The 16,145-nt window shown below is 51.8% G+C and carries 11 protein-coding genes and 4 pseudogenes; all 15 read left to right on the forward strand.

Annotated features, from left to right (window positions below; genetic code table 11):
• Positions 1-246 precede the first annotated feature (246 nt).
• The 15 genes and pseudogenes from JCM12308_RS17620 to JCM12308_RS17690 all read left to right on the forward strand — a co-directional run bounded on the left by JCM12308_RS17620 (position 247) and on the right by JCM12308_RS17690 (position 16,142).
• A complete protein-coding gene (locus tag JCM12308_RS17620) occupies positions 247-1,521 on the forward strand; it encodes an ABC transporter substrate-binding protein (protein WP_054784609.1) in 1,275 nt (424 codons plus the stop codon).
• 116 nt (positions 1,522-1,637) lie between these two features.
• Positions 1,638-2,600, forward strand: a pseudogene (locus tag JCM12308_RS17625) (carbohydrate ABC transporter permease).
• A pseudogene (locus tag JCM12308_RS17630) lies at positions 2,597-3,423 on the forward strand (carbohydrate ABC transporter permease). Before JCM12308_RS17625 ends, JCM12308_RS17630 begins: the two co-directional pseudogenes overlap by 4 nt.
• A gap of 5 nt (positions 3,424-3,428) precedes the next feature.
• Positions 3,429-5,093, forward strand: coding sequence for an alpha-glucosidase family protein (locus JCM12308_RS17635; protein WP_054784610.1), 1,665 nt, complete (start codon positions 3,429-3,431; stop codon positions 5,091-5,093).
• A gap of 15 nt (positions 5,094-5,108) precedes the next feature.
• Positions 5,109-6,236 carry an ABC transporter ATP-binding protein gene (locus JCM12308_RS17640; RefSeq protein ID WP_008552857.1) on the forward strand — a complete coding sequence of 376 codons (1,128 nt, stop codon included), beginning with the start codon at positions 5,109-5,111 and terminating at the stop codon, positions 6,234-6,236.
• A 398-nt stretch (positions 6,237-6,634) separates the two neighbouring features.
• Positions 6,635-8,248, forward strand: coding sequence for an ABC transporter substrate-binding protein (locus tag JCM12308_RS17645; RefSeq protein ID WP_054784611.1), 1,614 nt, complete (start codon positions 6,635-6,637; stop codon positions 8,246-8,248).
• 16 nt (positions 8,249-8,264) lie between these two features.
• Entirely contained in the window at positions 8,265-9,332 is a 1,068-nt protein-coding gene (locus tag JCM12308_RS17650; protein ID WP_054784612.1) for an ABC transporter permease, read from the forward strand.
• The gene (locus JCM12308_RS17655) at positions 9,329-10,270 is read left to right on the forward strand and encodes an ABC transporter permease (RefSeq protein ID WP_054784613.1); all 942 of its coding nucleotides are present in this window, start codon (positions 9,329-9,331) and stop codon (positions 10,268-10,270) included. Before JCM12308_RS17650 ends, JCM12308_RS17655 begins: the two co-directional genes overlap by 4 nt.
• Before the next feature lie 11 nt (positions 10,271-10,281).
• A pseudogene (locus JCM12308_RS17660) lies at positions 10,282-11,141 on the forward strand (ABC transporter ATP-binding protein).
• 10 nt (positions 11,142-11,151) lie between these two features.
• A pseudogene (locus JCM12308_RS17665) lies at positions 11,152-11,957 on the forward strand (ABC transporter ATP-binding protein).
• A 124-nt stretch (positions 11,958-12,081) separates the two neighbouring features.
• Positions 12,082-12,438: a DUF2834 domain-containing protein gene (locus tag JCM12308_RS17670; protein WP_054784614.1), complete on the forward strand. Its 357-nt coding sequence runs from the start codon at positions 12,082-12,084 to the stop codon at positions 12,436-12,438.
• Positions 12,439-12,589: 151 nt separating this feature from the next.
• Positions 12,590-13,306, forward strand: coding sequence for a Crp/Fnr family transcriptional regulator (locus JCM12308_RS17675; RefSeq protein ID WP_008552895.1), 717 nt, complete (start codon positions 12,590-12,592; stop codon positions 13,304-13,306).
• A gap of 189 nt (positions 13,307-13,495) precedes the next feature.
• Entirely contained in the window at positions 13,496-13,948 is a 453-nt protein-coding gene (locus JCM12308_RS17680; RefSeq protein WP_037038179.1) for a c-type cytochrome, read from the forward strand.
• Positions 13,949-13,959: 11 nt separating this feature from the next.
• Positions 13,960-15,345 (forward strand): cbb3-type cytochrome c oxidase subunit I, encoded by a 1,386-nt coding sequence (locus tag JCM12308_RS17685; protein ID WP_008552859.1) that lies wholly within the window; start codon positions 13,960-13,962, stop codon positions 15,343-15,345.
• On the forward strand, positions 15,345-16,142 hold the full coding sequence (locus JCM12308_RS17690; protein ID WP_008552880.1) for a CbbQ/NirQ/NorQ/GpvN family protein: 798 nt from the start codon (positions 15,345-15,347) through the stop codon (positions 16,140-16,142). Before JCM12308_RS17685 ends, JCM12308_RS17690 begins: the two co-directional genes overlap by 1 nt.
• Positions 16,143-16,145: the final 3 nt, after the last annotated feature.

The following is a 16,145-nucleotide window of genomic DNA, read 5'->3' on the forward strand; positions in this document are numbered from 1 at the left end:
CTATTTTGCAGGTGTTGCATCGCAAAATTGGGCCTTTGGCGGGCATGGTCACAAATGTTCCTACGGATTTTTACTATTGACTTAGACCGGTGAGTAAACTTTGCTGGTCTCAAAGCGCTTTGGGAATCTTTCAATAGATTGCCAGTGTTTGGGGAGCCCTTCGCTCTGGAGGGTTAATTACTGGCCGGACAACGATTGGGAATTCGTTGAATGAGGGCCAAGGACGAAACAGGGAGGCGTCCCATTATGGGTATCCGTCGTACATTATTAGGTTCTGCTGTTGCACTTGCTGGTATGGCTGGCGTTGCGGGTTATGCAATGGCTGCTGAAGTTACTGTTGTTTGCGGCAGTGTTGGGCAGGGCGCTAAGCTTTGTAAGGGCGCAGCAACTGAGTGGGCCAAAGAAACCGGCAACACCGTCAAGTTCTTCGCTGCACCTGCATCTTCTACCGAGCAGCTGGCACTCTACCAGCAGATCCTGAGCTCTGGTTCCTCCGATATCGACGTCTTCCAGATTGACGTTATCTGGCCTGGTATTCTTGGAAGTCACCTGATCGATCTGAAGCCATACTCCAATGGCGCAGAAGACATGCACTTCCAGCCAATCGTTGCGAACAACACCTATAAAGGCAAGCTGGTTGCTATGCCTTGGTACACCGACGCTGGCCTGCTGTTCTACCGCAAAGATCTGCTTGAAAAGCACGGCGAAAAAGCTCCTGAAACCTGGGGTGATCTGACCGCGACTGCGAAGAAAATCCAGGATGCTGAACGTGCAGCTGGCAACGACAAAATGTGGGGCTTTGTTTATCAGGCGAAGGCTTACGAAGGTCTGACCTGTGACGCTCTTGAGTGGGTTGACAGCTTCGGCGGTGGCGATGTTGTGAATGCAGACGGCGACATCACCATCAACAACGAAAAAGCTGCAAAAGCTCTTAAACTGGCAGCTAGCTGGACCGGTTCAATCGCACCTGCTGGTGTTCTTTCCTATCAGGAAGAAGATGCACGCGGCGTGTTCCAGTCCGGTAATGCAGTGTTCATGCGTAACTGGCCTTATGCATGGTCTCTTGGTCAGGCTGACGATTCCCCGATCAAAGGTAAGATCGGTGTGATGGCTCTGCCTAAAGGTGGGGAAGACGGAAAGCAGACCGGTACTCTTGGTGGCTGGCAGCTTGCTGTTTCCAAGTACTCTAAAGCGCCTGAAGCAGCTGCAAGCCTCGTTATGCACCTGACCAGCAAGAAGAGCCAGAAGCAGCGCGCTATCGAAGGTTCTTACAACCCAACCATTGCTGATCTGTACACTGATGCAGACGTGCTGGCAGCAAGCCCATTCATGGGTCAGCTGAAAGACACCTTCACCAACGCCGTAGCACGTCCATCCCGTGCAACTGGCTCTAACTACAACAAAGTTTCCAACGCATTCTACAATGCAGTGCATGATGTGCTTTCCGGTAAAACCGAAGCAGAAGCATCCCTTGCGAAACTTGAGAAGAACCTGAAACGCATCAAGCGTAAAGGCTGGTAAGTCTCCTCCCTAGACTTGCGATCTGTGTTGCGGCCTCCCGATGGCCGCAACACTGAACCGAGCTCCGGGGTGGTTCCTTGGAGTTTCCCTGAAATAAAGAAACCAAGGATCAGAGGATGACCCTTGCTCTGCAGCAGGATGGTACTGCCACACGTAAGGCAAAACGCTCTAATCTGAGTTCTGCCAGATTACGCGCCGCGTGGCTTTTTCTCGCCCCCATGATGATCGCATTGGCCGCTGTTGCAGGCTGGCCGTTGCTCCGCACCATCTGGTTGGGTTTTACCGACGCAAACCTCATAGATCTCAGTGAATCCCAGTTCATCGGCTTTGAGAACTATCTCGCCTTTTATGATGGGGAAGCTTACGGCGTTCTCGTTGATGCCGAGTGGTGGAATGCGGTTTGGAATACACTCTGGTTCTCTGTCATTTCTGTTGGTCTTGAAACCCTGTTCGCTCATCATTGCGTTGATCCTGAATGCGGAATTCAAGGGACGCGGCCTTGTGCGTGCTGCTGTTCTGATCCCATGGGCGATCCCGACAATTGTTTCCGCCAAGATGTGGGGCTGGATGCTTCACGACCAGTTTGGTGTGATTAACGAAATTCTCCTCGGCGTTGGCATTCTGTCTGAGCTGTTGCCTGGACCGCTGATCCTTCCACCGCGATGTGGGCTGTGATCATGGTGGATGTGTGGAAGACCACACCATTCATGGCACTGCTGACCCTTGCTGCACTGCAGATGTTGCCCGGCGATATCTATGAAGCAGCGCGCGTGGATGGCATCAATCCGATCCGCGTGTTCTTCAAAGTGACTTTGCCGCTGATCCGTCCAGCGATCATTGTTGCGGTGATTTTCCGCAGTCTTGATGCGTTGCGCGTGTTTGATCTGATTTACGTGCTGACATCCAACTCCACTTCGACAATGTCCATGTCAGTCTATGCAAGGCAGCAGCTGGTGGACTTCCAGGAGGTCGGCTACGGCTCTGCCGCTGCAACGCTGCTGTTCATTGTGATTGCCTTGTTGACGACCATTACCGTGGTGGCAGGCGGATTGAAATCCGGTGAAGGAGATCAGGCATGAACCGTCAAATCAAAACCTTTGTGTTCTATGCGCTGGTTGTCGGAGTTGTTCTCTTCTCTGTCTTTCCGTTCTACTACGCGATCATAACCAGTTTCAGAAGCGGGCAGGAGCTGTTCAATCCGTCTGTATTCCCGACCAGCTTCAGCATTGGCAACTACTTCTCGATCTTTAAAGAGCAGCCGTTTGGTCTGAACATTCTGAACTCGGTGATCGTGGCGACGTCCGTTGTGATCTTGTCGCTGATCATCGCGGTGACTGCGTCTTATGCGCTGGCTCGCATCCACTTCCGTGGTCGTGGCTTGCTGCTGATGACTATTCTGTCTGTCTCCATGTTCCCGCAGGTGGCGATCCTGTCCGGCATGTATGAGCTGATCCGTTCCATGGGGCTTTATAACTCCCTGCCGGGATTGATTATCCCGAACACCGTGCTGACGCTGCCGTTTACCGTGTGGGTGCTGACCACCTTCATGAAGGAGTTGCCGAAGGAACTGGAAGAAGCGGCTGTTGTTGATGGTGCTTCTCCGCTGACCATTGTGCGCCGGATCTTCCTGCCGTTGATGTGGCCAGCCATGGTGACCACCGGTCTGCTTGCTTTTATCGGTGCGTGGAACGAGTTCCTGTTTGCGCTCACCTTTACTCTATCCAACGAAGTTCGCACCGTGCCAGTGGCGATTGCCTGATGTCCGGCGCAACTGAATACGAGCTGCCATGGGGCAACATCATGGCTGCTTCTGTACTAGTGACCGTTCCGATCGTGGTCCTAGTGCTGGTGTTTCAACGAAAAATCGTCGCTGGTCTTACTGCTGGTGCGGTTAAAGGATAACTGGAATGAACCTCTCTACCCCAATAAACGAAAACACAAGCCATCGAGTTCTGGCGAACGATCCGGATTGGTGGCGGGGCGCAGTCATTTATCAAATCTATCCGCGGTCTTTTGCTGATAGCAACGGTGATGGCATTGGTGACCTTCCAGGAATTACCGAGAAGCTGGATTACATCTCTGATCTTGGTGCTGATGCGATCTGGATCTCGCCGTTCATGAAGTCGCCGATGGATGACTTTGGCTATGACGTCTCTGATTATGAAGACGTTGATCCAATGTTCGGCTCTCTGGACGACTTTAAAGAGCTGATTGCCAAAGCGCATGGCAAGGGCATTCGTGTGCTGATCGATCTGGTGATCTCGCACACCTCTGATCAGCATGAATGGTTTGTTGAAAGCCGGAGCAATAAGACCAACAGCAAGTCCGACTGGTATGTGTGGGCTGATCCTAAGGCTGATGGATCTCCGCCAAACAACTGGCTCTCCATCTTTGGTGGTTCTGCTTGGCAGTGGGATAGCCGTCGTTGTCAGTACTACCTGCACAACTTCCTGCGCTCCCAGCCGGACCTGAACTTCCACTGCGAAGAAGTGCAGCAGGCTGTTCTGGATGCAGCACGCTTCTGGCTGAAGCTGGGTGTTGACGGGTTCCGTCTTGATACTGTGAACTTCTACGTTCACGACAAGCAGCTGCGTGACAACCCACCTTATCCGGATCCAGATAGTCTTGCCGACGTGACCGGCGTGAACCCTTATGCGTTCCAGGATCACAAGTTCGATAAGTCTCAGCCTGAGAACCTGAAGTTCCTTGAGCGTTTGCGTGAGGTGATGAACGAGTTCCCGAACACCACTACAGTTGGTGAGATCGGTGCGGGGCATGAAGCCAGCGAGATCATGAAGCAGTACACCTCAGGTGATGGTCGTCTGCACATGGCTTACAGCTTTGATCTGCTTTCCAACACGCCAACTGCGAAGTATGTGCGCGAGCGTGTGACCAACCTGCAGAACATCGTGACTGAAGGCTGGCCAAGCTGGGCGATGTCCAACCACGATGTGAAGCGTATGGGCTCTCGTTTGCCAGAGGGTGTTGATCCTCAGGTGGCAACACCGGCTCTGCTGGCTCTGAGTGCGTCACTGCGTGGTAGCCCTTGCATCTATCAGGGTGAGGAGCTTGGCTTCAAAGAGGCTGATGTTGCTTTTGAAGATCTGCAGGATCCGTATGGCATTGAGTTCTGGCCTGAGTATAAAGGCCGTGATGGTTGCCGTACGCCGATTGCCTGGTCCAAGGACGGTGGGTTCACCACTGGTAAGCCTTGGCTGCCAATGGCGCAGGATCATCTGGATCACAGTGCCGAAGCTCAGGTGGGCGATGAGGCTTCTCCAATGCGCCGGACTGCAAAGTACCTGCATTGGCGCAAGGATCAGAAGGTTCTGCAGAAGGGCTCTCTGGACTTTGTTGATCTGGGTGAAGATGTGCTGGCGTTTGAGCGTGAGCATGAAGGTGAGAAAGTGCTCTGTGTCTTCAACCTGACAAATGATGATATGCGTGTTGCTCTGGGAGCTTACAGCTCTGCTGCGTTGCTGGAGGGGCATGGATTTAGTGCGGAAATGGACGGCGAGGCACTCAACCTGCCTGCATGGCAAGTGGCTTACTTGCAAATCTCAAAGAACTAAGCTGAGGGCAACACCATGGCAGATGTAACACTTAAGGGTATCGTCAAGGACTTCGGGTCAACCCGCATCATCCACGGCGTTGATTTGCAGATCAAAGATCGTGAACTGATCGTGTTTGTCGGACCATCCGGCTGCGGTAAGTCGACTTTGCTGCGTCTGATCGCCGGGCTTGAAGATATCACTGATGGTGACATGTTCATTGATGGAGACCTGGTGAACCAGCGCACTCCTAAGGAACGCAAGATTGCCATGGTGTTCCAGAGCTATGCTCTTTATCCGCACATGAGTGTTTATGAGAACATGGCGTTTGGCCTCGAGCTCTCCAAGCACTCCAAAGAGGATATCAAAGAGAAGGTGATGGAGGCGGCTCGTATTCTAGAGCTGACTCCGTTGCTGGAACGTAAGCCGAAGCAGCTTTCTGGTGGTCAGCGTCAGCGTGTGGCGATTGGCCGTGCGATTGTGCGCAATCCGAAGGTCTTCCTGTTCGATGAGCCTCTGTCCAACCTTGATGCGGCGCTGCGCGTGCAGATGCGTATCGAGATTGCCAAGCTGCATCAGGACATGGATGCCACCATGGTCTACGTTACCCACGATCAGGTGGAAGCAATGACACTTGCTGACCGGATTGTGGTGCTGAATGCGGGCCGTATTGAGCAGGTTGGTAGCCCGCTTGAGCTGTATCACCGCCCACGCAACAAGTTCGTGGCTGGCTTCATTGGATCGCCAAAGATGAATTTCATTGAGGCTCAGGTGACAGGTGTTGCTGAAGATGGTGTTGAGCTGTCTGTTGTTGGCTCCGCACCGGTGAAGGTTGCTGTTGACCCGTCCTCTGTTGCTGTTGGCGATAAGGTGGAGTTCGGCATTCGTCCCGAGCATATGGTGAGCGGCGGCGAAGGTGAGCTGGCTGGCAAGGTGGAAGTCATCGAAGAACTTGGTGAAAGCCACTTCCTGCATGTGCGCCTGACGGATGGTTCTCTGGTGACCGTTCAGGGTAAGGGCGATGCTCAGGCGAAGGCCGGCGAGAGCTGTCAGGTGAAGCTGGAATGCGGCCATGCGCACGTGTTTGGCGGTGACGGATTCGCGATTTCCAAATTGGGGACGTTAGGTCAGCAAGAAAAGGCCGCAACTCTTGAGAGTGTTTGATAAATAAAATTTCTCACAGGCTCAGTCCAATTTGGCATTTTGTTCCAGTGCCGCACCTTGTGTGCGGCACTTGTCGTTTGAGGAGTCGCCAGCGCATCCTTAAAACGATTAAATAGCTGATTTTTTTAGGCTGAATCAGATCTGATCATACCAATTGACTACTCCGTTAGGGGAGGTTGGATTACTGGCAGAAACCGCAAGGTTAGTCTTTCAGGATCAAGCGAAGATTGAGCTCCTGCATGGTATTCTTGGGCTGAGCTCAACCAAGGGTACTTGTTCCCTTTCCTAAAAAATGAAAGAATTTAATCAGTGATTGCACTTATGCGCGATTACAATTCTTTTTGCCTTTGCCAGTCCAACGATGCGAAGGCCTTTTATAAATAGGGGAGCATTTTTAAATGCAATTTAAGCGTAGTCTTCTCTCGCTCGCGCTTGCTGCAAGCGTGGCGATGCCAATTTCCGGCGCTATCATCACTGAGGCAGGTGCTGCAACACCACCTAACATGCTCATCATTGCTGGCCGTATCGACGACCTCATCTCTCTTGACCCGCAAGAGATGTTTGAGTTCTCCGGCACAGACATGGCGAACAACATCTACGACAAGCTGGTTATGCTGGACCCATCCGACCTTTCTAAAGGTTATGGCCCAGGTCTGGCTGAGAGCTGGGAGATCTCCGAGGATGGCAAGACCTTTACGTTCAAAATGCGTGAAGGCATCAAGTTCCATTCCGGCAACCCTGTAACTGCAAAGGATGCTGAGTTCAGTATCCGCCGTGCAGTTGCTCTGAAAAAGACACCTTCCTTCATTCTTACTCAATTCGGTTTCACCGCTGAGAACATGAATGACACCATCAAGGCTGTTGATGCGAACACGTTCCAGATCACCACTGACAAGAAGTATGCTCCTTCTTTCGTGCTGAACTGCTTCACCGCTGCAATCGCTTCCATCGTTGACTCTGAGCTGGTTAAGTCCAACGAAGTCGATGGTGACTGGGGTAACGGCTGGCTGAAAACCAACTCTGCTGGTTCTGGCGCATTCAAGCTGCAGAACTGGAAACCAAATGAGTCTTACTCTCTGACAGCTGTTCCAGGTTACTGGCGTGGTGAAGTTGCGATGAAGCGCGTTATCGTGCGTCACGTGATGGAATCTGCTTCTCAGCGTCTGATGCTGGAAAAAGGCGACGTTGATATTGCGCGTCACCTATCTCCAGAAGACATTGCATCCATCTCTACCAACGAAGACCTCAAGGTTGAGGACACTCTTCGTGGTCGTCTGATGTACATCTCCTTCAACCAGAAAGATAAGGCTCTGTCCCATCCAAAGGTTGCGGAAGCTCTGAAGTATCTGGTTGACTATAAAGGTATGACTGGATCCTTCCTGAAAGGTCAGTACACCATTCAGCAGGCCTTCCTGCCACAGACCTACATGGGTGAGTTGAAAGACACTCCTTACTCCCTGAACGTTGAAAAAGCGAAAGCTCTGCTGGATGAAGCTGGTTATGCTGATGGCTTCGACGTTGAGTTCATCGTGCGTAATGCAACAGAGCGTCTCGAAATTGCTCAGAGCTTGCAGAACACCTTCGGTCAGGCTGGCATCAACGCGAAGATCTCTACCGGTACCGGTAAACAGATCCTTGGTCGTTACCGTGCTCGTGACTTCCAGATCTACGTAGGTGCATGGGGTCCGGACTATCCAGATCCACACACAAACGCTGATACCTTTGCGAACAACCCTGACAACCGCGATGAAGCGAAGCTGACAGGTAAACTGGCATGGCGTAACGCTTATCCAGCAAAAGACCTGACAGTTCTGACTGATCTGGCTGTGCAGGAAAGTGACCGTGAGAAGCGTGCTCGCATGTACGTTGAAGCTCAGAAGACCTTCCAGAAAGAAGCTCCATTTGCAGTTATGTTCCAGAAAATCGAACAGAACTCCATGCGTGCAAACGTATCTGGCTTCAATCCGGGTGGCGCGATCACAAGCGTATTCTACTGGCCTGTTAAAAAATAAGATTGGCTGAAGCAATATGAGCATCGCTGACTCTACAGCGACTGTGGCGCGGCGAGGGACTTCCTCGCCGCTCTACAAGATTTTAAAAGGTTTAATCGCTGGCCTTTTCTCACTAGCTCTTACCATGGTGGGGCTGCTCTTCGTCACCTTCATTATTGCGCGTGTGATGCCCGTCGACCCGGTTCTGGCGGTGGTTGGTGAACGTGCATCTCAGGAAATCTATGAGGCAGCCTACAAGGCCATGGGTCTTGATCAGCCGCTTTACGTGCAGTTTTTGCTGTTCCTGAAACAGGTGGCTATGGGGGACTTCGGGATGTCGACGCTGACAGCGCGGCCCGTTGTTGAGGATATTGCCCGCGTGTTCCCGGCTACACTGGAACTTGCGACCTTAGCGACAATTGCCGGGGTTGGCATTGGTGTGCCGATGGGTGTGCTTGCTGCCGTGAACGAAGGCCGTTGGCCTGACCAGCTGATCCGCCTTGTTGGATTGTTTGGCTACTCCATGCCGATTTTCTGGTTTGGTCTGATGGGCCTGCTGATTTTCTACGGTATTCTTGGTTGGGTTGGTGGCCCGGGCCGGATTGAGATCTATTACGAAGATATCGTTCCTGTTGTTACCGGTATGATCCTGATCGACAGCCTGCTTGCTGGTGAGATCGAAATCTTCTGGAATGCAGTGAGCCACATCATCCTGCCAGCCAGCATTCTTGGCTATTATTCCATTGCCTATATTTCACGCATGACCCGCTCTTTCATGCTCGAGCAGTTCTCTCAGGAGTACATTACAACTGCGCGTGTGAAGGGTGTCTCTGAGACTGCTGTCATTTGGCGTCATGCTTTGCCGAATGTGATGATACCGCTGATTACCGTTATTGCGCTCTCCTATGCGAACCTGCTGGAAGGGTCTGTGCTGACTGAGATTATCTTCTCCTGGCCGGGGCTGGGCAACTACATCACCAATGCTCTGCTTTCTGCGGATATGAACGCGGTTTTGGGTGGAACGGTTGTGGTTGGTGCGATCTTTGTTGGTCTCAACCTCTTCTCTGACTTTATGTACAAAGTGGTGGATCCGAGGGCACGATGACAACAGCACCTGTAAAATCAAATGTGCCTGAAAAATCCGGTTTGAAGGCATGGCTTACCTCTGATGCTCCTGAATCTCGCGGTCATGCGCGTGCTGTGCAGCTGTATCTGGGATGGCTGAAACTCTATGAAAATAAACTCGCCTTTCTTGGTTTCCTGATCATTCTTGGTCTGGTGCTGATGGCTGTTTTTGCGCCATTGCTGGCGACCGCTGAGCCGAATGCGCAGGACTTGAGTAAACGCCTGCTCTCACCGGGGACAGATGGGTATCTGCTGGGTACGGATGAACTGGGTCGCGACATTTACAGCCGCCTTGTTTATGGCTCCCGGATCACTCTTCTGATTGTTGGCATTGTTGCCTTCACCGCACCGGTCTTCGGTTTGCTGATTGGTACAGTCGCTGGTTATCTGGGTGGTTGGGTTGATCAGCTTCTTATGCGTTTGGTCGACATTTTTCTGGCGTTTCCCAAGCTCATTCTGGCATTGGCATTTGTTGCTGCGCTTGGGGCTGGCATTGAGAGCGCCATTATTGCGATCAGCCTGACAGCGTGGCCTCCTTACGCGCGTATTGCACGTGCTGAAACTCTGACCATTCGTAATGCGGATTACATCAGTGCTGTGCGTTTGCAGGGTGCGGGTGTCATGCACATCATTGTGGGCCATGTGTGGCCGCTGTGTTTGTCCTCCATCATCGTGCGTGTAACGCTGGATATGGCCGGGATCATTTTGACCGCTGCTGGTCTTGGTTTCCTCGGTCTTGGCGCTCAACCACCGGATCCTGAATGGGGTGCGATGATCTCTGCTGGTCGTAAGTTTGTTCTGGACCAGTGGTGGGTTGCGGCGATGCCGGGTATGGCGATCTTTATCGTGTCTTTGGGCTTCAACCTGCTGGGTGATGGTCTGCGCGATATTCTTGATCCGAAGAAAAGCCAGAGCTGAGGGAGAGGACCATGAGTGATACGCTTTTAAGCGTTGAGGACCTTTGGGTTCGCTTCCCAACACGCAATGGTACTGTTGATGCTGTGCGGGGGATTTCGTTCTCCGTCGGGCGTGAGCGCGTTGGAATCGTGGGTGAGAGTGGTTCTGGTAAATCCATGACTGGCCGCAGTATTCTGCGTCTCATCCGTTCACCGGGGCAGATGGAAGCCAAGTCTATCCTGTTCAACGGTGAGAACCTGCTGGACTATTCTGAGAAGCAAATGCGTAAGATCCGTGGACACCAGATTTCCATGGTGATGCAGGACCCGAAGTTCTCGCTTAACCCGGTTCACACTGTTGGTAAGCAGATCTGTGAGGCTTTGCGTCTTCACACCAAGGCGTCTCGTCGTGAAGCCCGTCAGGGTGCGTTGGAGATGCTGGAAGCGGTGCAGATCCGTAATCCAGAGCGTGTGTTTGACAGCTACCCGCATGAGCTTTCAGGCGGTATGGGCCAGCGTGTGATGATCGCGATGATGCTGATCACCGATCCCAAACTGCTGATTGCTGATGAGCCGACTTCTGCATTGGACGTGACCGTTCAGATGAAGGTGCTGGCGATTATGGACAAGCTGGTGCAAGAGCGCGGTATGGGCTGATCTTTATCAGTCACGACCTGAACCTTGTCTCGTCTTTCTGTGACCGCATCATCATCATGTATGCAGGCCGTATTGTTGAGACCTGTAAGGCCAGTGAGCTGCATAAAGCGACGCATCCTTATACTCGCGGGTTGCTGAACGCTTTGCCGCGCATTGAGGAGCCTAAGGGACGTCTTGAAGCTTTGCAGCGTCAGGACAGTTGGAAGCAGGAGGCCAGTGTCGATGCAAGGGTCTGATAGTGCTGTGATGGAACGTAAGCCATGGGTTGCTGAGGCAACGAATGACGCGCGCCTCGAAATCAAGAACCTGAACGTTTACTTCGGTGATGGTCCGGATCGCTTTCAGGCCGTCAAGAATGTGAGCCTCAAGGTTCAGCAGGGCGGTAGCTTCGGTATCGTTGGTGAATCTGGCTCAGGTAAATCAACTGTTCTGCGCGCTGTGTGCGGACTGGTTGAGAGCTGGATGGTGAGATCGATATTGATGGAGCCCCTGTCTCTCACAAGCGTGACAAGGCCTTTGCGCGTAAGATTCAGATGGTGTTTCAGGATCCTTACGCATCCCTTCATCCACGCCATACAGTTGACCGAGTTTTGTCAGAACCGCTGAAATTACATGAGTTTGACGATATTGATGGTCGTGTGTTGCGAGCGCTGGATGATGTGGGGCTGGGCGCTGATTTCCGCTTCCGTTATCCGCATCAGCTTTCTGGTGGTCAGCGGCAACGTGTGGCGGTTGCGCGGGCTTTGATGCTGGAGCCGGAGATCCTGTTGTTGGATGAACCGACCTCAGCGTTGGACGTGTCCGTGCAGGCAGAGATCCTGAACCTGTTTGCGGATCTGCGTAAAGAACATAACCTCACCTACGTGATGGTGACGCACGATCTGGCTGTGGTGGCTCATATGTGTGATGAGATCGCGGTTATGCAGCATGGTGAAGTGGTTGAGGTGATGGATGTTGAGGCTATGCGCCAATCCAAACCAGAGACTGCCTACACTCAGGAACTGCTGAAGGCCTCTATGGGATATGATGCTGAGTTCTTTGGAGACAGCTGATCTACCAATGAGTTAGATGAGTTACGAAAGCCCTGCCATCTTGGTGGGGCTTTTGTTGTTTTGGGCCAAGAACTTTACTAGGATCGCCTTATTGCTTTTGGGATTATGAGCTGCGGAGCCGCAGATGAAATACTTTTATGGCGTTCTTTGTATTTTGGGATTTCTGCTGCCCTACGGGGCATTTATGCCATGGCTGCTTGAAAATGGCCCGGATCTGCCACGGCTTTTAGCGGAGGCTTTTGCAGGCAAGATTTCTGCATTTGCCTGGCTGGATGTTGTGGTTTCTGCTGTGGTTTTGACAGGCTTCATCTTTGCCGAAGGGCAACGACTTGGAATGAAATTTCTTTGGCTACCGATTCTTTCCGTGTTCACCGTTGGCGTGTCACTCGGCCTGCCATTGTTCTTGCTGCTGCGGGAATTACACGTTGAAAAAACATCGAAAACAGGCGCAGTTAGCGGAAAAAACGTAGCGCGTATATGATAGTTGGAACTCATGTGCAGAAAATAGACTACGCCAATGAGTTCACTGTGAATTTCTTAATGTTTTCTGCTATAAACAAGCCGCTTAATCCTACGAGTACATGAGCTGAAACACTCGCAGATTAGCTTGGGTGTTTTCTAATTTATCTACGGTGTCTTCTTTGAGAAGTCTTGACGAAAATCTTATTTCGCATATTCCTCCGTTCCGAAAGCTGGAACGTGTTGATATTAGAGAGATTTTGGACGCGGCAACGCCAAAGCGTTTCAGTGCGGGTCAAGCTATCTTTGAAGAGCATGAGCCAGCAGAGCGGTTCTTTTTGCTTCTCGATGGCCATGTGCGGGTTATTCGCACCACCGCAGCTGGTGATCAGGTGATTGCACGCCACATCGTCAGCGGCGAGCTGATGGGCATCGCGCCTGCAATCGGGCGTACGACTTACCCAGCAAGTGCTGTCGCGATTGATGACTGCCTTGTGCTGTTCTGGCCTACAAACCTCTGGCAGACGTTTGTAGCGAAGTATGATGGCTTTGCCACGGAGACCTACAAAACCGTCGGTGAGCGCATCTCAGAGGCTAACAACCACATTCTAGAGTTGGCGACCCAGCAGGTTGAGCAGCGTGTTGCACGTGCGCTTCTGCGTCTGGCTATTCAAAGCCATCGTGACACGGAAGAGGGTATGGAAATCGATTTTCCGCTTACCCGTCAGAATATCTCCGAGATGACAGGCACAACTCTCTACACCGTGAGTCGTTTGCTAAGTGCTTGGGAGAAGCAGGGAATTGTGACCAGCGGTCGTAAGAAGGTTGTTGTGACAGACCTCGGTAAGCTGAAGACTCTGGCTGATTTGGACCCTATGGGCGACTCCTAAGCCGAGTGGGGTGCTTACGCGTGTGGTACTAGGCATAAGTACCAGTATTCTCGATTTTGTATCTCATTGTTTTATTTGAATTATTTCTTACATATCCGGTAATTACCGAATAGGTTGTTCTAGCACAAACTTCGCCACTGGCGTCAATTTTATCATCTTCGGGACCGTAACCACGATAGGATTCCGTAGATGTCAGAATTCCTTACAAAATCGCGGGCACGAAATATTTTTTATGGGGGATCCTTATTCTTCATAGGCATATTTGCCGTGCTCTCAATCGACAGCCACCTTTACGTCGTGAATGAATCGACTGCTAAGGCTCCGCTTACGGACGAAGTCGTCCTTGGTAAGCACGTTTGGGAAAAGCATTCCTGCATCAACTGTCACACACTGCATGGTGAAGGTGCTTACTTCGCACCAGAAGTCGGCAACGTGATGACACGTTGGGGTGTTCTGGATGATCCAGATGATGCTGCTGAAACTCTTGGCTCATGGATGGAATCTCAACCTAGCGGCATCGAAGGGCGTCGTCAGATGCCATACTTCAAGCTGACAGAAGAAGAAGTCCGCGGCCTCTCAGAATTCTTGCGTTGGGCTGACAAGACCAACACGCAAGACTGGCCACCGAACGACGCTGGTTAAGGGGTGGTATTATGAAATACAGTTCTCAAAAAGTTGCGTATGCTTACTTCGTAGCTGCGCTTGGACTATTTGCAATCCAGGTTCTCGTCGGTTTGATCGGCGGCTGGATTTACGTTTCACCTAACTTCCTTTCGGAGTTGCTGCCGTTCAACATCGTTCGCATGTTGCACACCAACGCGCTGGTCGTCTGGCTTCTGCTCGGCTTCTTCGGTGCTGCTTACTTCATCATTCCTGAAGAGAGTGAGCGGGAAATCCATTCCGTGAAGCTCGCTTACATACAGTTGCTTATTCTGGTTGTTGGTACTCTGGGTGCTGTTGTCAGCTATATCTTCGGCATTCACGAAGGTCGTGAGTTCCTTGAGCAGCCGCTCTGGGTGAAAGTCGGCATTCTTGTTGCTGCACTGATCTTCCTGTTCAACATCTCCATGACTGTGCTGAAAGGTCGTAAGACTGCAATCACCAACATCCTGGTGATCGGTCTGTGGGCTCTTTCCCTGCTGTGGCTGTTTGCATTCTACAACCCTGCAAACCTCAGCCTGGACAAAATGTACTGGTGGTATGTTGTTCACCTTTGGGTGGAAGGTACCTGGGAACTCGTGATGGCTTCCATCCTTGGCTTCCTGATGCTGAAACTCACCGGTGTTGACCGCGAAGTTATCGAGAAGTGGCTCTACATCATCGTAGCAACCGCCCTGTTCTCCGGTATTCTTGGCACAGGTCACCACTACTACTGGATTGGCTTGCCTGGCTACTGGCAGTGGATTGGTTCCATCTTCTCCACTCTGGAAGTTATTCCATTCTTCCTGATGATGACCTTCTCCTTCGTCATGGTCTGGAAAGGTCGTAAGAACCATCCAAACAAAGCAGCTCTGCTGTGGTCTCTCGGTTCCGCAACTGTCGCGTTCTTCGGCGCTGGCGTATGGGGCTTCCTGCATACTCTGCACGGTGTGAACTTCTACTCACACGGTACTCAGATCACTGCAGCGCATGGTCACCTTGCCTTCTTCGGCGCATACGTTGCTCTGAACCTTGCAGTATTCACCTACGCAATGCCAATGCTGAAGGGTCGGAACCCATACAACCAGGTTATCAATATGGGCAGCTTCTGGCTCATGACCGGTGGTATGTCCTTCATGACCTTCGTGCTGACATTTGCTGGTACCATCCAGACACACATGCAGCGTGTTGTCGGTGAAGACTTCATGACCGTTCAGGATCAGCTGACAGTGTTCTACATCATGCGCTTCGGTGCTGGTGCAGCTGTTGTACTCGGTGCAATCCTGTTCATCTACTCCGTGCTCGTACCACGGAAGGAACTGTTCACCGAGACATCTGGTTCCAAACCAGTAACCGGAAGCAACCCTGAAGCCCAAGCAGTTCTGGAAGGTGGTCGTTAATGACTGTACAGAACCACGTTTTTGATGTGCCCTATTATCAGCCAATCGCCGATGAATGTGCATTATTTGAAACGGCTTTTAACAAAGGTCTGCCCCTTCTTTTGAAGGGGCCGACGGGCTGCGGCAAAACCCGCTTCGTGGAACACATGGCCGCGAAGCTGGGTCGTCCGATCTACACCGTGGCTTGCCACGATGATCTTTCCGCAGCAGACCTGATTGGTCGTTACCTGCTTAAAGGCGGCGTGACTGAGTGGGTCGATGGCCCGCTGACCCGCGCTGTTCGTGAAGGTGCGATCTGCTATCTTGATGAAGTGATCGAAGCACGGAAAGACGTTGCGGTTGTTCTGCACCCGCTGACCGATAACCGTCGTCGTCTCATCATTGAGAGAACTGGCGAAGAGCTGCAAGCTCCTCCGAACTTTATGCTCGTTGCCAGCTATAACCCCGGCTATCAGAACGTTCTGAAGCAGATGAAGCCTTCCACACGGCAGCGCTTCCTCTCAACCACCTTCGATTTCCCTGATGCGGAAACTGAAATTCAGGTTGTTGCTAAAGAAAGCGGACTTGATGTTGAGCGTACCAAGAACCTGGTTCGTCTTGCCGGCCATATCCGTGGTCTTTCCAGCCTGGATCTGGAAGAGGGTGTTTCAACCCGCTTGCTGATCTATGCAGCATCCCTGATTGCTGGTGGTATGCCAGTCGACAAAGCACTGCAATACTCTGTTGTTGAACCGCTGAGTGATGAACCTGATGTTCAGGTTGCGCTTCGTGATTTGATCGCAGTTGTTTACGGGTGAGCC

This window comes from Pseudovibrio denitrificans JCM 12308 (assembly GCF_001310815.1).
Taxonomy (GTDB): domain Bacteria; phylum Pseudomonadota; class Alphaproteobacteria; order Rhizobiales; family Stappiaceae; genus Pseudovibrio; species Pseudovibrio denitrificans.